The sequence below is a fragment of the Tengunoibacter tsumagoiensis genome (genome assembly GCF_003967535.1).
Taxonomy (GTDB): domain Bacteria; phylum Chloroflexota; class Ktedonobacteria; order Ktedonobacterales; family Ktedonobacteraceae; genus Tengunoibacter; species Tengunoibacter tsumagoiensis.
Map to the genome: position 1 here is coordinate 1,907,273 of NZ_BIFR01000001.1, position 20,097 is coordinate 1,927,369.

At 48.3% G+C, this 20,097-nt stretch carries 21 protein-coding genes; 9 read left to right on the plus strand and 12 right to left on the minus strand.

Annotated features, from left to right (window positions below; all coding sequences use genetic code 11):
- The first annotated feature begins 41 nt into the window (after positions 1-41).
- A complete protein-coding gene (locus EL628_RS07380; RefSeq protein ID WP_126579318.1) occupies positions 42-620 on the plus strand; it encodes a GNAT family N-acetyltransferase in 579 nt (192 codons plus the stop codon).
- A gap of 59 nt (positions 621-679) precedes the next feature.
- Here EL628_RS07380 and EL628_RS07385 read toward each other — a convergent pair whose 3' ends face one another.
- From EL628_RS07385 to EL628_RS07395, 3 genes are all read right to left on the minus strand, one after another.
- Complete coding sequence (locus EL628_RS07385; protein WP_126579319.1) at positions 680-1,849, minus strand: exonuclease domain-containing protein; 1,170 nt, start codon at positions 1,847-1,849, stop codon at positions 680-682.
- Between the two features lie 282 nt (positions 1,850-2,131).
- The gene (locus EL628_RS07390) at positions 2,132-2,920 is read right to left on the minus strand and encodes an ABC transporter permease (RefSeq protein WP_126579320.1); all 789 of its coding nucleotides are present in this window, start codon (positions 2,918-2,920) and stop codon (positions 2,132-2,134) included.
- A 1-nt stretch (position 2,921) separates the two neighbouring features.
- Complete coding sequence (locus EL628_RS07395; RefSeq protein ID WP_126579321.1) at positions 2,922-3,896, minus strand: ABC transporter ATP-binding protein; 975 nt, start codon at positions 3,894-3,896, stop codon at positions 2,922-2,924.
- A gap of 358 nt (positions 3,897-4,254) precedes the next feature.
- Here EL628_RS07395 and EL628_RS07400 point away from each other — a divergent pair, with 358 nt between their 5' ends.
- Complete coding sequence (locus tag EL628_RS07400; RefSeq protein WP_174719956.1) at positions 4,255-4,419, plus strand: lmo0937 family membrane protein; 165 nt, start codon at positions 4,255-4,257, stop codon at positions 4,417-4,419.
- Positions 4,420-4,731: 312 nt separating this feature from the next.
- Positions 4,732-6,234: an IMP dehydrogenase gene (gene guaB, locus EL628_RS07405; protein ID WP_126579322.1), complete on the plus strand. Its 1,503-nt coding sequence runs from the start codon at positions 4,732-4,734 to the stop codon at positions 6,232-6,234.
- A gap of 130 nt (positions 6,235-6,364) precedes the next feature.
- Here guaB and EL628_RS07410 read toward each other — a convergent pair whose 3' ends face one another.
- A complete protein-coding gene (locus EL628_RS07410) occupies positions 6,365-7,816 on the minus strand; it encodes a PQQ-like beta-propeller repeat protein (protein ID WP_161975327.1) in 1,452 nt (483 codons plus the stop codon).
- 220 nt (positions 7,817-8,036) lie between these two features.
- Here EL628_RS07410 and EL628_RS07415 point away from each other — a divergent pair, with 220 nt between their 5' ends.
- Positions 8,037-8,801: a hypothetical protein gene (locus EL628_RS07415; RefSeq protein WP_126579324.1), complete on the plus strand. Its 765-nt coding sequence runs from the start codon at positions 8,037-8,039 to the stop codon at positions 8,799-8,801.
- Positions 8,802-8,861: 60 nt separating this feature from the next.
- Here EL628_RS07415 and EL628_RS07420 read toward each other — a convergent pair whose 3' ends face one another.
- Complete coding sequence (locus EL628_RS07420) at positions 8,862-9,392, minus strand: N-acetylmuramoyl-L-alanine amidase (RefSeq protein ID WP_126579325.1); 531 nt, start codon at positions 9,390-9,392, stop codon at positions 8,862-8,864.
- A gap of 522 nt (positions 9,393-9,914) precedes the next feature.
- Here EL628_RS07420 and EL628_RS07425 point away from each other — a divergent pair.
- From EL628_RS07425 to EL628_RS07440, 4 genes are all read left to right on the plus strand, one after another.
- Positions 9,915-10,280 (plus strand): roadblock/LC7 domain-containing protein, encoded by a 366-nt coding sequence (locus EL628_RS07425; RefSeq protein ID WP_126579326.1) that lies wholly within the window; start codon positions 9,915-9,917, stop codon positions 10,278-10,280.
- 68 nt (positions 10,281-10,348) lie between these two features.
- Positions 10,349-10,843 carry a roadblock/LC7 domain-containing protein gene (locus tag EL628_RS07430; RefSeq protein WP_126579327.1) on the plus strand — a complete coding sequence of 165 codons (495 nt, stop codon included), beginning with the start codon at positions 10,349-10,351 and terminating at the stop codon, positions 10,841-10,843.
- A 15-nt stretch (positions 10,844-10,858) separates the two neighbouring features.
- Positions 10,859-11,434, plus strand: a complete 576-nt coding sequence (locus tag EL628_RS07435; RefSeq protein ID WP_126579328.1) for a GTP-binding protein — start codon at positions 10,859-10,861, stop codon at positions 11,432-11,434.
- 55 nt (positions 11,435-11,489) lie between these two features.
- Positions 11,490-12,374, plus strand: a complete 885-nt coding sequence (locus EL628_RS07440) for a DUF429 domain-containing protein (protein ID WP_126579329.1) — start codon at positions 11,490-11,492, stop codon at positions 12,372-12,374.
- Positions 12,375-12,377: 3 nt separating this feature from the next.
- Here the strand turns inward: EL628_RS07440 and EL628_RS07445 are convergent, their stop codons facing one another.
- From EL628_RS07445 to EL628_RS07470, 6 genes are all read right to left on the minus strand, one after another.
- Positions 12,378-13,307 (minus strand): DMT family transporter, encoded by a 930-nt coding sequence (locus EL628_RS07445; RefSeq protein WP_126579330.1) that lies wholly within the window; start codon positions 13,305-13,307, stop codon positions 12,378-12,380.
- A 17-nt stretch (positions 13,308-13,324) separates the two neighbouring features.
- On the minus strand, positions 13,325-13,789 hold the full coding sequence (locus EL628_RS07450; RefSeq protein WP_218028885.1) for an HAD family hydrolase: 465 nt from the start codon (positions 13,787-13,789) through the stop codon (positions 13,325-13,327).
- Positions 13,790-14,051: 262 nt separating this feature from the next.
- On the minus strand, positions 14,052-15,101 hold the full coding sequence (locus EL628_RS07455; protein ID WP_126579331.1) for a YncE family protein: 1,050 nt from the start codon (positions 15,099-15,101) through the stop codon (positions 14,052-14,054).
- Between the two features lie 266 nt (positions 15,102-15,367).
- Entirely contained in the window at positions 15,368-15,781 is a 414-nt protein-coding gene (locus EL628_RS07460) for a hypothetical protein (RefSeq protein WP_126579332.1), read from the minus strand.
- 68 nt (positions 15,782-15,849) lie between these two features.
- Positions 15,850-16,320, minus strand: a complete 471-nt coding sequence (locus tag EL628_RS07465; protein ID WP_161975328.1) for a ribonuclease FAU-1 family protein — start codon at positions 16,318-16,320, stop codon at positions 15,850-15,852.
- A gap of 829 nt (positions 16,321-17,149) precedes the next feature.
- Positions 17,150-17,671, minus strand: coding sequence for a hypothetical protein (locus EL628_RS07470; RefSeq protein ID WP_126579334.1), 522 nt, complete (start codon positions 17,669-17,671; stop codon positions 17,150-17,152).
- A 135-nt stretch (positions 17,672-17,806) separates the two neighbouring features.
- On the opposite strand from EL628_RS07470, the gene EL628_RS07475 reads away from it, so the two are divergent.
- Positions 17,807-18,145: a hypothetical protein gene (locus EL628_RS07475; protein WP_126579335.1), complete on the plus strand. Its 339-nt coding sequence runs from the start codon at positions 17,807-17,809 to the stop codon at positions 18,143-18,145.
- 54 nt (positions 18,146-18,199) lie between these two features.
- Here the strand turns inward: EL628_RS07475 and abc-f are convergent, their stop codons facing one another.
- Positions 18,200-19,867, minus strand: coding sequence for a ribosomal protection-like ABC-F family protein (gene abc-f / locus EL628_RS07480; RefSeq protein ID WP_161975329.1), 1,668 nt, complete (start codon positions 19,865-19,867; stop codon positions 18,200-18,202).
- Between the last annotated feature and the right edge of the window lie 230 nt (positions 19,868-20,097).

A 20,097-nucleotide genomic window follows, 5' to 3' on the forward strand; every position in this document is an offset into this window, starting at 1 on the left:
AAATAAGCAAGCAGCCAATCGAGCATCAAAGGAACTATCATATGTCTATTGATAGAGCTTTCACTACGTTTCCAATTTTGACTACAGAGCGCTTACGCTTGCGTCAGGTTCAGATAGCTGATGCCAGGGACCTTTTTCCGATCTTCTCAGATCCAGAGACGACCCAATTTTACGGTCATGATCCTCATCGCTCCCTGGATGAAACAGAGGAACAGATCAAGCAGAACCAGAGGCGTTATGCAGAGCGGCAGCTTCTCCAATGGATCCTCACGTTTAAAGATGCGGATCGCGTGATCGGGAACGTTAGCCTCTTTAATTTCGGGGCCAATTATCGGCGGGCTGAGATTGGCTATATTCTTGAGCGCTCATCCTGGGGGATGGGCGTAATGTCAGAAGCCATAGCCGCCGTTCTTACTTATGCATTTAGTGAACTGAACCTGCATCGCATTGAAGCTATTATCGATATTGCCAATGAACGTTCCAAAAGGCTTTTGCTCAAGTCTGGCTTTACTTACGAGGGCGTATTGCGAGAGAGATATCCGATAGGTGATCATCTGGAGGATGAGCACTATTTTGGATTATTACAGCATGAGTGGAGCAGTCTGCGTTCAAGGGTATAGGAGAAAGACCGTCTGGCGCTCACTTTTGGATGAGAATGTGTCAGGCAGGTCTGATCCAGTCAAGCAAGCTCACTTAGCTTTTTGACGACCTCCCAGGCCGCAATGGTATCGCCGAGAGCTCGATGGACGCCAGGCTTAATCCCAAAGTGGGTGCAGGCATGTTTAAGGCTCTGGCGCGGCTGCCCTGATCCATAGCAATCTTTCTGATAGGATGCATAGCGCTTCATAATACAATCATGTGTCATCAGAGAAGGTAAAGCGAGAGCTGACTGGCCCAGCGTCTGGCGTAGGAGCCGTATATCGAATTGTGCATTGTAGGCCAGCACAAGCCCCTCAAAATGAGGAGCGATCTGAGGCCAGAGTTGAGCAAATGTAGGAGCACCTTTCACATCGGCATCATAAATGTGATGGACTGCGGATGCTTCTAACGGAATACGTTGTAAAGGCCTGATTAGCGTATCAACGAGGATCTGGCCTTTGCTCCCTACAATCGCAATCTCAACGATCTCATCATCTCTTGTCAGGCCAGTTGTCTCCGTATCAATCACCACCCAATCGTCGCGCTGCATCAGCGTTCGAGCCCATGCAATAGCCGATACCGACTTTGTGGTGGATGAAGGCTGATCCTGACAGGAGGGGCAGGGGAGCTCAGGCTTGCGCAAAGGGGCTCCACAGCGTGGGCAGGGGCGGATGCTACTGGCCTGCTTTGTGGTCATGAGGGGCGATACGGTCTGCTTTGTCGTCATGAAGGGTGACACCGTCTGCTTTGTGGTTGGGCGTAAGATTGGCAGGGGAGGTGGTGGAACCTGAGCACTTGGTGACTTTGTTGCCGTCATTGGAGCAAGGAGAGGATCTGCCAGTGGTTGTGAGAGGGAAGGAGGAAGAGGAGATGGAACCGAGACTGCCTGGAGTCGAGGAGCCGTCTCGCTCTTTTTTTGTAGATAGACAGCTTTATTGGCGAGGAGATTGGCGATCCGTTTGACGGCTCCCTGTACATTGGTGATGATCTCTCGTTCGGGTAGTGAAACAATCTGCCAGCCAGCTCGTTTCACTTGATCGCGGAGCGTATCTGGAGCCAGGCGCGTGATCTCAAGGATCGTTCTGGTGTCTGGATGAGCGAAATCTGCACAGTAGTTGCCAAGAGAGAAAGAGGGATAAAGGCGCGGCATCTGTTGCTGCTGCCATGCAGACCAGAAAAGTTCTTGTGGTGTCTGTTGTGAATGAATCATATAACTACTCTTTTTTCTACTGCAAATTGGGCAGATTATCTATTTTTTGCAAATGATTATAACATAGAGAAAAGATAATGTGATACCCTTTGGTGCGTAGTAGTACTAAATGTGCATTGCGATATCGATCGATTTTTTTAAAGAAGGGCGGGCTTATTCCTTTTAGGAAGAAATTTTAGAAAGAAATTGTGTGAGCCGTGATCTACCAGACACATAAGACGGCGGCTACGCTTTGTTCGAACAAAGCATAGCCGCCATCTGATCTCACCAGAGATATCGTTTTTACTCCCACTTAAACGTGCGGATAGCAATGACCAGGGCGAGAATAGCCCAGATGCCAAGCACCAGCAAGTTAGACCCCAAGTCAGACCCTGGGAAAGATGAGTTTCTGCTCATCGTAGTCTGTAAGGTCTGGATCAGGGCAGTCGAAGGAAGAATATGTGAAAAGGCCTTTAAAGGTGCAGGCAAGAGATCCAGGGGAGCGATGACGCCACCAATAAAGAGAAAGATGAGATACAGGATATTCGCTCCAGCCAGTGTTGCCTCGGCACGTAGACCACCAGCCATCGCCAGGCCCAGGGCCGAAAAAGTAATGGTCCCCAATACGAGAGCCAGCAGAGTCAGGAAGGGAGAGCCAACCGGTCGCCAGCCATAGAGAGCTGCTACTCCAACCAGGACCAGGAACTGTACGACCTCAATCAGTAAGATGGTAATAATCTTTGCACTGATCAGGCCACTGCGCGAGAGTGGAGAGCTTCCCAACCGTTTAAGGACCCCATAATAGCGTTCGTAGGCTGTCGCAATGCCTAGATTGACCATGCCAGCGGCGATAATAGCCATCGCCAGAATCCCGGGTAGGAGCCGTTCAACCGTCGTTGTGCCAGCGGGATTAGGGATAAAGTTTAACGAAGTGAAGAAGACAAGCAGCACGATCGGCACGATAAACGTAATCGCCAGATTTTCTCCACGTCGTGCCGTCAACAAGAGCTCATAGCGAACCTGATTGAGGACCTGTTTGAATGGAGAGGCGGGCTGATTGGTAGTGGTAAGAGAGGGCAATTGAGTAGCCATATTAATCGCGAACCTCCGATCCGGTCAGACGTAAGAAGAGATCTTCCAGTGAGCCATGCCCCACCCGTAGCTCTGAGAGCGTTATATTGCGTTCGCGCAGCCAGGTCGTCAGCTCAACCAGAAGAGAGGGGATAGCCTCTGACTCAATAAGATAGCTGCCAGCTCTGACCTCTTCAGCTTTTCTTGCTGAGGGAAGCGCGGCCAACTGTTGACAATCCAGGCCTTCTGGCGCAACAAAGCGGACAATATTGGCATTTTGCGTCCCGGTGAGATTAGCGGGTGTATCCAGAGCAATGAGTTGACCGTGATCAATGATCGCCACATGATCGGCTAAGCGTTCAGCCTCATCCATCAGATGAGTTGTGAGGAGAATAGTAACGCCTTTGCGTTTCAACTCGCGTATAATCTCCCACGTTACCTGGCGTGCTTGAGGGTCCATACCAGCAGTTGGTTCATCCATAAAGACCAGTTCTGGATTTCCAACGAGAGCCAGAGCCAGAGCCAGACGGCGCTTCTGACCACCAGAGAGTCGGCGACAACGTGTTTTAGCTGCCGACGTCAGTCCCACACGCTCTAGAAGCGTATCAACAGATAAAGGCTGCGCATAGTATCCTGCAAAGAGCTGTAGCACCTCTCTTGCCGTCAGGGCAGGATAGAGGCCATCCTGCTGTAACATCACACCAATGCGAGGCTTTAAAGCATGACCCTCGCGGATTGGATCGAGGCCAAGGACCCGTACACTGCCTGTATCTGGAGCTCGATACCCCTCGAGCGTCTCTACTGTAGTAGTCTTACCAGCTCCATTGGGACCAAGCAGAGCAAAGACCTCGCCTGGCTGAACCTTAAAAGAGAGCTGATCGACGACGCAATTAGAACCATAACTTTTGCTCATAGTATTCACGACAATGGCTGCATCTGATGAAAGAGCCTGGCTCGACTCATCAGTGTATGCCGTTGTCTGCGTGTTTGCAGACATAACAAGACTCCTTAACGAATGTATCTCACTTTCCAGGGAAAGAATAGCTAAAGGTTGAGCTGCATCGTTGTTAGAAATTCCTACACAATTCTTGATCATACAGTACAGTAGTTTTTCATGAATGACAAGGTTTGGTCATGCTCATCATTCCAGGCACCCGCGAGCGCTTCGTGCCTGGGAAACCTCAGAAACGAGAGGCAGAGACGAGAGCTATTTTGAGAGGCCATCATTGTCTGCACCTACATCCATTTAGGACTGTGTTACGTATAGATAGTAGTTGTTATGATTGATAATCATGTAGATGGTTTGAGATGGTATGGGTAGTTCCATAAACATAAAGTAGAAAAGGAGTCATCATATGTTAGCGAACATTCTTTGGGGTATTATCGTCATTCTCTTCGTTTTCTGGCTGCTGGGCTTCATTTTCCACATCGCAGGTGGTTTGATCCACATCCTGCTGGTCATTGCAGTCATCGTCTTGATCTACAACTTGATCGTTGGAAGCCGTTCGCGCGCACTCTAACAAAAGTTCTTTCCATTCAAGATAAAAAGGGTTCTCTGCCTGTAAAAAATCGTTTTACGAGCAGAGAACCATTTTTGTGTTGAGACTCTCTGCGGTAGATAAAACAGTTTGTAAGCAGAGTTCATAATGTGAGGTGTCTGTAAGGAAAAAATTTGACGCTGACAGGGCGAGGTGTTACACTAACAGGAAATATTTTGTAGGACTTCTTTTTTACTCACTGTCAATCTGTCAGCGACCAGATGCTTTCATTGCTACAGGTATCAGCACGCTCATAAAGTGTGCTGTGTTTTTTTAAGGAGGACACCCCAACCTATGTCTCCGGTACATTCATCAGATGATTTTGATCAGAAGTTTGCCAAAGAGGGTCTGACCTTTGACGACGTCCTGATCATTCCTGCTGCCTCGTCTGTTCTACCTCGTGATGTGTCGACCCAGACGCGCTTCACCCGTACCATTTCGTTAAATATTCCGATAGTTAGCGCAGCTATGGATACCGTGACCGAGGGCCGCCTGGCGATTGCGCTGGCTCGTGAAGGTGGCATTGGTGTTGTCCATAGTAATATGTCAGTGGATGATCAGGCTCAGGAAGTAGACAAGGTGAAACGTTCTGAGTCTGGGATGATCACTGATCCCATTACCCTGGACCCTGAAGCCTCTTTGAGCGACGCGCTTGCCGCTATGAAACGTTTCCACATCTCTGGTATTCCTATTACTGAACATGGCAAGCTGGTTGGCATTCTGACCAATCGCGATATTCGCTTTGAGACTGATCTGGAACAGCCTATTGCGCAGCTCATGACGCGCGAAAACCTGATCACCGTTCCCGTGGGTACGACCCTTGAGCAAGCTCGTGAGAGCCTGCATCGCTATAAAATTGAGAAGCTCCCCGTCGTTGATGAGCATGGTATGCTCAAAGGTCTCATCACGATGAAGGATATTCAGAAAAAAATTCTCTATCCAAACGCATCTAAAGACGAATTTGGTCGTCTGCGCGTAGCTGCTGCTGTGGGGGTCGGACCTGATTCGCTGAAGCGTTGCGGCGCTCTCGTCGAAGAGGGTGTTGATGCTCTGGTAGTTGATACCTCGCATGGACATTCACACATGGTCATTGAGGCCGTTGCTCGCATCAGCGAAAACTTTGGTAAGCGTGTGCAGATCGTTGCTGGCAACGTCATTTCAGTCGAGGCAACGGAAGCGCTCATCCAGGCTGGAGCGGATGCTGTAAAGGTTGGTATCGGTGCTGGCTCAATCTGTACGACCCGTATCATTGCTGGTATTGGTATGCCGCAGATCACAGCCATTTATGACTGCGCCCGGATTGCTCGCAAGTATGGTATACCGATCATTGGCGATGGTGGTATTCAGTATTCAGGTGATATTGCCAAGGCCATTGCCGCTGGTTCTGACACGGTAATGCTGGGAAGTCTGCTGGCTGGTGTCGATGAGAGCCCTGGTGATCTGATTATCTCACATGGTGAGCGCTTTAAAGACTATCGTGGTATGGGTTCGATCGGTGCTATGAAACAGCGCCAGTATAGTAAGCATCGTTACTTCCAGGGCGAGATGGACGAGTCTCAGTTGATTGCGGAAGGGATCGAAGCCCGCGTTCCTTATAAAGGTATGGTAGGTCCGCTGGTCTATCAGATGGTAGGTGGCCTGCGTCAGGCCATGGGCTATGCGGGAGCCGCTACAATCCAGGATATGCAGGAGAAGACACGCTTCACCCGCATCACCAACGCTGGATTGCGCGAGAGCCATCCCCATGACGTAATGATCACCAAAGAGGCACCAAACTACGGAACCAAGAACCGCTAAGGTCCATTAGCGACGAATGGGCCCTCCACCATGTTGTACTCCAGCGCAGATATCTGCGCTGGAGCACAATATGGTGGAGGGCCTGTTCTCATCTGTGCTGCAATCATCATCATAGATCTGCAAGCAAAGGTCAAAGAAGTGGCCTGGAAGGTTTTTTCCACAGGATCTTACCATCACTTAAACGTACGAGTTCAAGTGTGCCCAGGCTCTGAAGAAGGTAATAATTTTGTGCAATAAGGTGATAATCCGTCAAAGGACTCTTCATCGGAAGCGACCAGAGCAGTTTCCCATCAGTCATGTGCAGTGCAGAGAGGGCATTTGGTTTACTGGCTGTATTAGAGAGATCAAAAATATAGAGATGTGTGTCATCATACTGTACCCAGGCGATTCGCTTTTGGACATTCCAGAGCTCACTTCCACTTTCTCTATCAACTGCACTTAATACGCCATTGTCTGTTTGGAAGCAGATAATGGTTGGTGCACAGGATAGTGTATTGTAAACAGCTTTTGTTGTTTTCCATAGAACCTTGCCATCAACTGAGCTGATAATAGCCAGCATCCCCGCGTTCCCATTCAGAAAAACATTTTCATTCGCTAGATCTCCCTGCTCAAGTACCACTGGCAGATCTCCGCTATCAATTCGGGTATGCCATCGCTCCTGTCCATCATCCGTTCCAATTGCATAGATTTGACCATCTTGAGAAGTTAGATACGCTTGATTATTGGTTCCTACTGAAAAGAGATACCCTATCGTTAGATTGGGATTTTTATAGTTCCAGAGTTTCTTGCCATCACTCAGCTGAATTGCGCTCATGCTTTGATCAGACTCGATGATATAGATCTTTCCTTGCATGACCCCATTAAGCGTACCATCTAGATGATAGCTCATGATCGATTGCCCTGTCTGAATATCCAGTCGTATCACCATCTGATTGGAGGTATCGAGCAGAGTAAGATCATTTTGTGTACTATCAATATTTAAGGTATTTGTACTACCATATTGCCAGAGTTCTGAACCGTCAGTCATGCGTATAGCTACGATTCCTTGTGGTGCTGTAAATAGAAGTATAGTATTGTTATAGCTAGTTAAAATGTTCCATCCTGTTGACGTTAAATGTAATTGCCAGCGAAACTCTCCCGTTTTCATGTCGAGAGCAATAAGATTGCCTGTTTTTCCTTCTAGTAAGACAACATTACTGTCAGCACTGGTCTGGACGAAGTGTATCTCTTCTGGTGACTGATAGCTCCAGAGTTGAGCTCCTGTCGTGAGCTTTAATGCTTGAATGTTTTTCCCTGTATAAAGATACAGTGTATTATCTGCAGTGAGAAGCTGTGGACTCGATCCTGTGAAAGATTGAGGCGTTGGAGCAGGATCTTGCTGTGAATGGGTTAAATAAGGCCAGCTCATCAAAGTAAGTACGCCAATTCCCAGGAGAAGACCTGCTGCCATCATAAAACGCATAAGCAGACGAAGCGAGATGCGTTGTTTGCTTGCTGATCTGTGATAGGGAGAGATGGGATCAAGATCAACAATTTCTGGCGTATCCTTAAGAAGAGCCTTACCTTCTTCTGTATCATCCATTGCTAACATTCTCCTATTATCTGTAAAAGAGAGATGTGAATTGACCATTCCTCCTTCTCTCCTCTAAGTATACGTTTATGAAAGGGTTTCGCCACCCTGTATGAAACCTTTCTTTTCGGAAGAGTTGATAGCTATGCACTGAGAGAAAAACTGAATTTTGAGCGTAATTCTTTATAGAAAGGTGAATGAGACAGACCTTTGTTTCGAAAGAAGGGTACGAATGAGTAATAGACCTTCGCCGTTGAATGGTGTTCTGGCTGCTTTTAGCATAACACACCGCAAAGCTCCGTATGGAGTTTGTTCTTTAACGCCTGTATGCTTACTAATAACTATGGTTGTCATTCTATTGACCGGTTGTGCAGGATCAGCACCGCAAAAAGTGACCCTCCATCCGAGCAAGCCTACGCCAACCGAAGTGCCCGCCGGGACAGTCCTCTATCAATCTGATTGGTCGAAAGGTTTAGGCGATTGGCAGGGGGATAGTGGCTGGCAGGTAAGTGATGCATCATTGAAGACTGACGCTAATGGGATGTATACAATTACATCGCCCTATACCCCACAGCTTGAAAACTACGTAGTTGAAGTCCATTTGAAGATCCTCAAGATCCCCCAGTCTGGTGGAGGGATTGAGGTCATTGCTGATCCAGCAAAGCAGAAGAGTGGCTATCAAGCTGGTCTGATCAACCTCCTCGCACCCGATGCACTGCACACTTTTGCCGTTCATCCTGAAGCCTTAGTCCTGTTTGTGCCATCCTCGTCATCAGAGGCCAATACGGCATCTCAGTATCATGATTTTGAGCCGGGTTATAACTGGATCACCTATCGTGTCGAGGTAAAAAAGTCCTGGGTTGGCCTCTATATAAACAATCAGTTAGTAAGCTATGGTTCGAGCGCGGATACCAGTCAATTATCGGTCGGACCTATTCATTTATATTCTATAAAAATAGAGGTTCAGGTTGATAGCTTTCGCATTGTGAGCGTCTGATTGATCGCGTGCTCATTGAGCGGGTGATTTGAAAGCCTTCTGGGCACAGAACCTGAGCGTTCAGGTATGTCTGCTTTGATTGAGATAGCGAAAGAGATCCTCCCAGGGATAGGGTCCTGGGCAGAAGTGGCGATTGACCGGGTCCATTGAGAAGTGTCCGGTAATACCGCCATCGGCATCGGCTCTCCGTTGAGGAATGGCGTGGCGTGTGCAGATGCGTTTGATCAATTGAAAACTTATCGCGCGCTGTATCTCTGTCAGATCATCTGAATTATCGCGCGAAGGCTTCACATGTTCAATCGAGATCGTCAGCAGATTGGGATTGAGATCTCGTGACCACCAGGGATCATGTCCCTCAGTCACGCCACCATTGCCCCAGGCTGCATCGGACTCACGAACAGACTGTACAATCACGCCATCCCGACCAATTGTATAGTGGGTAGCGACCTCCATCGTTTGAAAAAACACGCCCACCGCTTGAGCGCTCTCAAAGCCAGCCGTTCCATGGACAATCAGCCAGCGCGGAACCTGTCCAGAGCGACCAGGAAAGAAATTAGGCGAAGGCATCCACAGGGCATTGGGTTCATCCATCGAGCCTCACTCCTTGTTGTCGACTAGAGATTGCATCTTTCATACTTATATATTCTACCATGCCCGACATTTTTATCACTCACACAACAGAAATTTCTGTAGAGATGGGAATCTTCGCTTAAACTTCCTCACAGTATTGTGAGTACACGAACAGTACACTCGCTAGATATCATAGGCCAGATAGTTGTTATGTGCATACATATATATTATAGTAAGAGAGACTTCATATCCGAAGAGAGTAGAGCAGGCAAAGAGCTTTTTAGAAAAAAGAAATGTCGTAAAAATCAGGTCGGGCTGCCCAACTTGTGTCAGTCTCCTCAGAGGAGCCAGGTTCTGTAACGATCCTCACATTATTCTGGATTGAAGACGAGCAAAAGTATAGAATCGTGCTTAGGGAACATTTACTGATTAGCCAAGATGTCCCATATGATTGCACCTCTTCAATGCATAAGCTAGAATAACAAGGTTCGCATACCCACTTGACACCGAACAAAGTGGCAGCCAGCCAATGCGGAGGAATGAATGGTTGATCTCAAACAAATGCTAGGCCGTTTCTTAGCGATCCCAGGCGTGCGCCAGGCACTTCTCGTCGGTCGAGATGGCCTGTTAATAGATGGCATGTCGCGAGATGGCAAAGAGGATATGGAAGCGGTAGGTGCGCTTATGACCACAAGTTTTGGCACCGCCGAGGCATTGGGGCAGGATATCGCACGCGGCAGCGTTGTGGGCCTGTTGATAGAATATGAGCATGGGCTTGTGAGTGTAGACCCATTGGGAGACTTTGCTTTAATTGTCACTCTCTCAGAGAATGCCTCGAATATTGGTCGCGTACGCCATCTGGTCAAAGCGAGCCGTAACGAGATACTAGAGGCTCTAGATATAGCATAGCGCAAAAAAAACATGGTGATGGTGTATCTTACCGTAAGCCAGACGTGTACACGGAGGGCGGCGCGTCCATGGAACAACTGACAAACTTAATTATTTCCGATCGCGAACTGACGACTATTTCAGCAGTGTTGGTGAAGTTGATGAACGATACCAATGCCACCTCGGCAATGCTCATCGACAAAAGCGGTCAGGTTGTTGCTGTACAGGGAACAGGTACAAGACGAAACGCGACAGCCCTGGGTGCTTTACTCGCTGGTGTTTTTTCATCTTCTCGAGAAGTCGCAAAGCTCCTTGACGAGAAAGACTTCCGAAACATCTTTCAACAAGGTGTCCAGGAGAATATCTATACGTCGATGGTAGAGGAGCAATGGCTTCTTGTGATTATATTTGATAAACTCACGCATATCGGCCTGGTCAAAGTGCTCTCGAAGAAGGCTTCAGATGAACTGGGAAGGATACTGGAGCGGGTGCGTAGCGATACCACGCGCACGAAATCGTCAGTGCTCAACTTACAGTTCCGTTCATCCGTCGAGGATACCATTGATCTGCTCTTCCGCGATTAGGGGAACCTGGCATTTATGGCTCTCATCAACATAGCTACCCACGAAATCCATTGCAAAATTGTGTATTATGGCATTGGATATTGTGGGAAAACAACGAATTTGCAGCATGTTCATCGTAGCATCAATCCTCAGGCTCGTGGAGAGATGCTTTCCATTGCGACGGAGACTGAACGGACTCTGTTCTTTGATTTTTTGCCATTGGATCTCGGGACAGTTCACGGCTTTCGTACACGCTTCCATCTGTATACGGTGCCGGGACAGATTCTCTATGAGCGGACTCGATTGGCTGTACTCAATGGGGCCGATGGGATCGTCTTTGTGGTAGATTCACAGGCAGAGAAGTTTGAGGAGAATGTTCAGAGCATTGCTGAGCTCGAGATGAATATGCGTCGTATTGGCAAGGATCTGTCCACTTTCCCATTGGTGATGCAATGGAACAAACGTGACATGCCCAATGCTCTCCCAGTTCCTGTACTCGAACGGTATCTCAACCGCCGCCGAATCCCCAGCTTTGAAGCGGTGGCCTCAGATGGCCGGGGCGTATTTGCAACGTTGCGTGCAATCAGTAAGAACGTCATGGCTCAGCTCTAATTATTTTTTATTTTGATGATGACTATTCTTCCTGTTGTACTTAGGGATACCCTGCATGAACGCTATTTTGACGCTAGCTGCTTTCCCTCAACCTGAGCGGAACGCAGCTAGTGTCTGTTTTGGTCTGGACTTTACGAGTGCTCCAGGCCGACGCAAACCAATTACCTGTGTTCAGGCACGTCTGAGCGCTGGACTGCTCACGGTTGAGCGCTGCATTCACTTGATAAACTTTCCAGATTTTGAGGATCTCCTTTCTACCCCTGGTCCCTGGTTTGCGGCCTGTGATTTTCCCTTTGGCCTTCCCCCTCGTCTCCTGGCAGATCTTGGCTGGTCTCCCATCTGGCAAGCATATATCCAATCTATTGCGAATCTTCCCAAAGAACAGTTTGAGAAGATCTTGCTGGATTATTGTGCGGGTCGCCCCGCTGGCGATAAGCATCATGTGCGATTGACAGATAAACTGGCCGGAGCCTGTAGTCCAATGATGCTCTACCGCGTGCCTGTTGCCAAAATGTTCTTTCAGGGCGCACCTCGCCTGCTTGCCTCTGGCGTGAGCATCTGGCCCTGTTTTCCACGAAACGATACCAGGATTGTGTTTGAAGGTTATCCCTCGCTCATGGTACGCAGGTGGCTGGGTAGACGGAGCTATAAGAGTGACGAACGGAAAAAGCAGTCCAACGACCAGAGGCTGGCACGAGTGGAGCTGTTGACCCTCCTCTGCTCACCTCTTTTACAGAAAGAATATGGAATAGAGCTGTCCCTTGCATCAGAGATCAGGCAAGAGCTTGAGGCAGATGCCACGGGCGATCAATTGGATGCTCTGTTGTGTGCCATTCAGGCGGCCTGGGCCTCTCAGCAGCCTGGCTATGGAATTCCAGAGGGCCATGCAAGTGAAGGGTGGATTGTTGATCCAGCCCTGTTGAAGCGTGAGGCTCTCTGAGCGTTAGATCAGTACTCCAATAATGCCGACCAGTGTAATCCCCACCCCAATAAAGGTTGTCGTTGAAGGAATATCATGAACAAAGAAGATCCCTAAGAGAATGCCAAAGGTGACCTCCTGGGAGGCAATGAGGTTGGCATAGGTAGCATGGATCTTGCGGATGGAGGCATTGTAAAGGGTATGTCCTAATCCCAATGGGAAGATACCGAGTGCGACCAGTGCAGCGATTGCTGTTGGAGGATAGGTATGGGTGAAGGCCAGGATAAGGGTGAGAGGGAGGAGCCAGAGGGCAGCTAATCCATACACATTGGTGGTATAGCGAAAAATGGGATGGCGCGTGCGTTCGCCTCGTCCGGCAATCGAGTAGATGGCATAGCAGATACCAGCAAGGAGGCCAAGCCCATCGCCCAGCACCATGCACTGCCCATGAAGCGAGCAACTGTTGTAATGAGGTTCGAAGCCAGCCATAATGGCAATTCCGATGACCGCTACTCCAATGCCCAGCCATTTACGGAGCGGCAACGGCTCCTTCAGAAAAAAGGTCGCGAAAAGAGTCACAAAGATTGGTGATGTATAGGTCAGGGCGAGGGCATGAGCAATCGTCGTATAGCTCAAGGCGGCGATATAGAAGAGGAAATGAAGGGCTGTAATCAATCCGTAGAAGAGAAAGCGAGGGAACTCCTGACGGCGCAAGAGCAAACGTTGATGGGTGAGCAGTCCCAGGCAACAGACCAGCAGTGCTGCAATCGTCAGACGCCAGAAGGCAATCTCAACTGGATTAAAAGGCTGGGCCCAGCGCACAAAGATCGGACTGGTTGAGAAGAACAAAACTGCTACAACCACATAGAGCAACCCTATCCGCGATGATGAACCTTTAGAGGCTCCATCATCGGCGGACAGTTGATCCGATCTTCCTGCCAGGTCTGGCTTCATATTCTTCTTCGCCCACCCTAATCGCGCAGCGTAGCAATCAATCGTTTCGGTTTGAGTAAGAGGTCTATGGCATTGATTGGACCATTGACAAAGACATCCGCAGCCTGAATGGCACGCATAGCTGTTCCTTCTGAATCCAGCACAGCAATGCCAATAACAGCCAGGCGCAACATGCCATTATCATTGACCCCATTACCAAAGGCGATCACCTTGCTGGCACCAAGCTGCTGCACATAGCGCATCTTCTCATCGCCCTTGACAATATTCTGAATGGGAAAACCCAGTGCCTGCTCTAATTCTTTTAGATTCCCGTGGGTGCCAGAGCTAATCAGGTGAATTGAAAGCTGCTCAGAAAGCGTTTTTAAACGTTCAGACACACCAGGAATCGCCACACCATCGATGGCTAGAGTTCCGTTGATGTCAAAGACGGCATGCTGAAGCTCTATGCTTTCGCGTTGTGGAATCGCAAGTTTAATGGACAAGTGCGTACACGCTCCTTCATCGAAATATTTTTCTTCATAAGCATATCGTAACTTCTGGCTCTTGTGCAAGGTACGTGAGGGATACCTTTAAGATTACTGAGAAGAAGAAGCAGAAAGAGCGTATTGGAACCTTTTAATTGGGTTAACAAGCGAATAAACGGAGAAAAGAAGAGGAGTAAGAGCCATGAAATGGAAAGAAAAGCGATGGTACTTCCAGGTACCCTTGTTGGGAGTACAGAGGAGCCCATCGCCTCTCTCCTATCTATTGGGCACAGTAGACATCAATGCCCTGACCTATTTCAGGAACATAGACCTGATTTGTGCGCGCATCGACGGCAACCGAGTGGGAATTAGGCGCAACTGGAATGTTTGTGAGCCATTGCAAACTTTCCGCATCGATCACGCCGATTGAGGGGCTAGCAGGATCACGTCCAGCCGCCAGGTAATAGCGTCTATCGCCGGAATTGTACCAGACCTGATCAATGCTGCTCACTTGCGAGATCGTCGCAACCACATTGCCATTGCGTGTATCCAGCACAACAGGGTTCCCATCGCAGCCAACCAGCAGATGACGGCCAGGACCACTGGCCAGCCCGCTTGGTTGACAGGCATCTGGCAGCGGATAGGTCGTGAGCAGAGAACGCGTAAGAGGATCAACAACAGCAATCTCCCCTCCAGGATGATCATTGGTCGTAGGTATCGCGATCAGAAAATGCTGCGAGATGGGGTCCCAATGAGGCTGCTCAATGCCATTGGCACCAGGAATGCTCAAGCGGCTCACTACCTGGTAGGTCTGAGTATCAATAAACGAGACGAAGGGAGGGACTTCAGAGCCGTTCGTCACGGCCAGCAAGTGATCCTGTGCATCATACGTGAGTTCATCGGCCCGGGCTTTCCCCCCCGTTGAGATGGTAGTAATGGGCTCCAATGAATCCTGATTGAATACCTTCACTGTACTATCGCCATCACCAGCCCAGATGCGGTGCTGGTCATCAACGAGTAAGCCATCTGGACCTTTAGTTCCACTATTGTTGTGGTAGCCAGTAAAGCCGGAGAGAGAATTGAGATACTGATGGGTATCAGTATCAAAGATGTCCACACGAGCATTGCTGGAGTCCGAGAAGTAGTAGCGGTGGGCACTGGCATCGACCCAGCTAGTATCAAAGACCCAGAAGCCAAAGGCCGGAATATTGGGCCCCTGCATAGTTGCGCTAAGTTGATAGTTTGGAGTGTCAGCATAAGTGTTGGCAGTGAAAGAAAAGAAGAGTGTAAGAAGGAGAAGTGGCTTACCTATATAGCGGAGATGTCGCATAGGAACGTTCCTTTCCCAAAGAAAGAGCAATTTCTAGCTTTGGCTACAGAAAAACATGACATGCCATATAAAGTATAGTATTTTATTTGAAATAGTCTAATGACGATTATCAATCTAGATACTGTGGAGATGTCAGACTATAGCTGTTGTTCTGACAGAGCTACTCTCTCAGGAAAAGTGATCTGTGGGAGCTGCATTCAAACGGTGGGGAGATCGAAGGGGTGGATTGCGGAGACTATTCTGCAATCCACGCATGAACAGTTTGATTAGCTAATGGCATATAAGCGAGCTGGTTTATTGGGGGAGAGCATCTCTTTCGTGGCCCCCATACCAGCCAGGGCCAGGGAGGCCGAGAGACGGATGGGATGTTTTTGTTGCTCTTGAGAGGAGAGTTGCTGTAACAATGGGATCGTAGTTGGCTCATGCAATAGGGTCAGTAGCCAGACGATAGCTTCGCGTTCTTCTGCGTTGTCGCGCTGGAGGGCTCGTACCAGGTGAGCAGCAAACCGGGGGCCAAACTGATTCATAGAGAAGTCAAGGTGCTCACGTATCGCATTGGTGGAGAGGGAACTGGACAACGTCAAATCAATTAATTCATGGATCTTACTACGAAGATTTTTCCGAGACTCAAGCTCTACAACGTTCGGGGCGATTGCCTCGAATGGCCTGGTGTCCACCATCAAGATTTATCCTTCTGGAGTAGTGTTGTGACTCCACACAAGATAGACCGAAACGTCAGATATTCTTATCATGCATCGAGAGTGCAAAACATCTCCTCGTGTTGCTCAATTAAGCGAAGAAGTTCGTTTAGCCCCTGTTGTGCTCCAAGCTGCTGTCGCTGGCTGAGCATAGGAGAGGCTGCGGCAAACTCATCCTCATCGAGAAGGAGATAGTGACCATCCGGTGCAACCCAGAGATCCAGGAAGAGATCAACCTGTTGAATCCCGGTATCTGAGAAGATTGCTGGTTCGGTAATGTTACAATACCAGCCTTTGAGTTGACCATTAGCACTACAAATGGTAAATACATTGAACCATCGTTCTGTATAATAATACTCGATGAAACAGTCATTGGGTTCAAAGGATGTATAGCCCAGATCGAGTGTGGGCTGAGTCCAGTAAGCTCGAATAACCCTCTCAGTGGCCTTCTGCTGGCAGATCTCACCTGTATAACGGACCTTGACCGCCCCATCGAGAGTGAGCTTGCTTACCGTAATCATCGACTCTCCACGCCTGTGCCTATACGTTTGATGCCTTATAAACATTGTATAGTGTAACTCAAATCCATCTAATATACAACCTGAATATTCGCCATAGCTCAACTGGAAACTGAGTTATGGAGGGGCTGGCATAGTGGAGCTTGAAGAGCAGGAAGGAGACGCCCTACTTGTCTTATTATAAACGAAAGAACATATCATGCAATGTAAAGTAGGGAAAGCCGCTTGTCTCTTTCCGCTGTTCCTACTCTGAGATGTGAGCCCCTCCATGGTTTAATGAGAAACTGGAAATGGGGAACAGAAGCTATGGAGGGGCTGGCATTGGGGAATGGGACGTTGAGGCAGGAGACAAGCGACCTGCCCTACTTGCCTTGTCGGATAAAGCATAAAAAACATATCATACGATGAAAAGTAGAGAAAGCTTGTCTCTTTCCGCTGTTCCTACTCTGAGATGTGAGCCCCTCTATGGTTTAATGAGAAACTGGAAATGGGGAACAGAAGCTATGGAGGGGCTGGCATTGGGGAATGGAACGTTTAGGCAGGAGACAAGCGACCTGCCCTACTTGCCTTGTCGGATAAAGCATAAAAAACATATCATACAATGAAAAGTAGGGAAAGTAGCTTGTCTCTTTCCTCTGTTCCTGCTCCACAATGTGGGCCCTCCATAGCCAATGGGAAATAATGCTATGGAGGGGCGGGCATAGCGGAGCTTCACGATCAGGAAGGAGACAAGCGACCTTCCCTACTTTTCGTTCAATTACACATATTTACAACGTGAAATGAGACTGCACTTTCCCATTGCTTAAATCGAACGAGAACTCCAAAATGAAGCTTATCGTGCAATAAAATTCTGCGGTGGGATAGGAGTGCCTTTATCATTCAAAACATTTTTAATGTGGAAGAAACGGGTGATGGTACGGACATCTTCCTCGAGATCAGAGGCCTTATCATTGCCAGGACAGGAGATATCTGGACTATGCTCTCCATTGAATTGAATCTCAGTAATTGTCCCTGTTGTATAAGACTTAAGACATGGAGTCTTTTCAGGCAACTGATCGAGAGGATGAGCCTGTGCAAGATCATGGAAAAAGTGGCGGGTAAACTTTTTTGGTAACGTGCCATGACCTGATCCTTTCCCATCGACAAACGAGACGTTTCCTTCAGGAGAGACAATAATTCTATAGCCGATAGTATTGACTGAACCTGAATTGGCAATGAGCGCAACGTTGCGTGGAATAAGCGTCTGATCCACTGGTCTGGCCAGCAGCGGCAGGCTGACCCCGAACGAGAGGAGAAGTGCACTACAAGGAATCAGACAGCGACGAATAAGAGAGCGTTGAAGTGGTTTCTGCATAAAAAAGTCCCCCTTAATACTAATAGCTTTTATTCATTCTCTCTCTTAGTATAGTAAAGGTTAAAAAGAAAAGCGTAAATCCGCACCTGAAGAGTGAAATAGATTAACTGGCAAATGGCCTTGCAAAGAGCTAAAATGGATGATACGCTGATAGCAACAATGTTGTTAGGAGGAAGCAAAATGGATCCCATCTACATCTTACTCATTGTGGTGCTTGTGCTCGTTCTTGCGGCTGGTTGCGCGATGGCTCTACGGATGAAGATCAAGCAGACCTACATTCCTGCCTCTGCCTTTATCAATGCTGGCGCTTCACCACGTGTGGCCTCATATCTTGCACAAGGAAATACAGAGAATGCCGTGTACGCCTATAGCGAGGAGCACCATGTGGGGTTCCGCGAAGGGCGAGATGCCATACATGCCCTCTCACAAAAAGTGGCCAGCCAGCCAGGGGCTGAGCAGATAGTCCAGGGATAAGTGCTCTTCATCCCTGGACTACATTAGAGTGCCTTCTGCCAATGGCTATTCAATCTATTTGATAGAGATCTTTTCTTGGAAGGTCTTTTCCTGGGAGGTCTTTTCTTGATAATAAGAATAGCTGCCTGGATAGAGCCTGACATTGCCAGCGCTATCGATTGCCAGGATTCTGGTCGCAATCTTCTCGAGAAAATAGCGATCATGAGAGACCATCAATAGCGTCCCCTCAAATTGTAATAGAGCATCCTCTAAGACCTCGACAGAAGGAATATCGAGATTATTGGTTGGCTCATCTAAGAGAAGAAAATTGGCTTCGGTCACCATCAGACGGGCGATCTGGAGCCGACTTTTCTCACCGCCGCTGAGATTGTTGATGGTCGTATGCATCGTACGATAAGAGAAGAGCAGACGACTTAACAATGCGACAGCCTTTGACTCACTCATCTCTTTCAGGCGGCAGACAAATTCCAGTGGCGTACTCTGCATCGGGAGGGTCTCCTGCTCCTGAGCATAGTAACCAGGAAGAATACTAACGCCCAGGCGTGTGGTCCCCTGAGTTGGTGAAACGAGTCCCAACAAGATCTTCAGGAGGGTACTTTTCCCGCTGCCATTTGCGCCCACAATCCCAATGCGTTCGCCAGCCAGGATTGTAAGATCAAAGGGCCGAAAGAGCTGCCGCGTCTGAATAGATTGACTCAGGCCTTTAATCTCCAGAACCTTCTTACTACTCTGTTCAGGGTCCAGTCGAACCTTCATTTTCTTCCGTTGCATGATTGGGCGGAGAGCCATCTCTTCTTTGATACGAGCTATCCGCTTTTCTGTACTATGTAAGCGTCCAGCAAACTTATCGTTAAACCTTACCCATTCGCGATACTGATGGAGCATCACTTCCAGCCGTTTCATCTCTCCCTGTTGATTTTGATAATCTTCATAGCGTTGCTGCAAGCGTTTCTGACGCTCCTCAACATAATAACTATAATTGCCATGATAGCTATCAATCGTCCCATCTTCCAATTGAAAGATATGTTGAACCGTTTGATCGAGAAGATAGCGATCATGAGAGATAAGAAAGACCGTCCCAGGATAATCCTGGATATAGTGCTCAAGCCAGGCTTTCGCCTCGATATCCAGATGATTATCGGGCTCATCAAGTAAGAGAAGATCAGGCGTCTGCACAAGGATACGAGCAAGATTCACCATTTTCTTCTCACCACCGCTAAGCGTGCCGACCTTTTGCGTATATTGATCTGGTGTTATCCCCAGTCCAGTGAGAACAGATCTGGCTTTGTGCTCGACCAGATAGCCCCCCTGAGCCTCAAAGAGTTCCTGAGCTCGTCCATAGGCATCTAGCACCGCCTCCATCGCATCCGCATCCTGATAGATAGAGGGATCAGCCATCTGTTGTTCTAAGCGACGGAGCTGAGTGAGGATTGCTTTAAACGCATCTGAGACCTGTTCAACAACCTCAAACACCGTTTTTTGGAGTGATTGTGGGTCCATCTCCTGTGAGAGATAGCCAATCGTCAGCTTGCGTTTATAGGAAATCGTGCCTTCTGTTGGCTCTTCTACTCCTGCCAGGAGTTTGAGAAGAGTGGATTTGCCACAGCCGTTTTCTCCAACCAGACCAATGCGCTGCCCGGATTGAATTTCAAGATCAAGCTGATCAAAGACCATATTGCCAGCATATTCTTTGCTGACCTTCGAAAAAGTGGCGAAAAGCATAGACTTTCTTCCTTCTTTTCTGTGCATAGAACGTTGAGCGCCTGGCACAGGCATAGACAAACAATGAAAGAAAAGGCAGAGGGAAAGCCTGGCCTCCTATGCAGAGGAAAGAAGCGTTATGCAGGAAAGAAAAAGAGAGAGGGCAGGAGAGAAGTACAAACAATGCGAAAGATCCCTGCCTACAAAGGAAAGGCAAGGTCAGGCATCGGCACCGCTTTCCGCCGCATAAG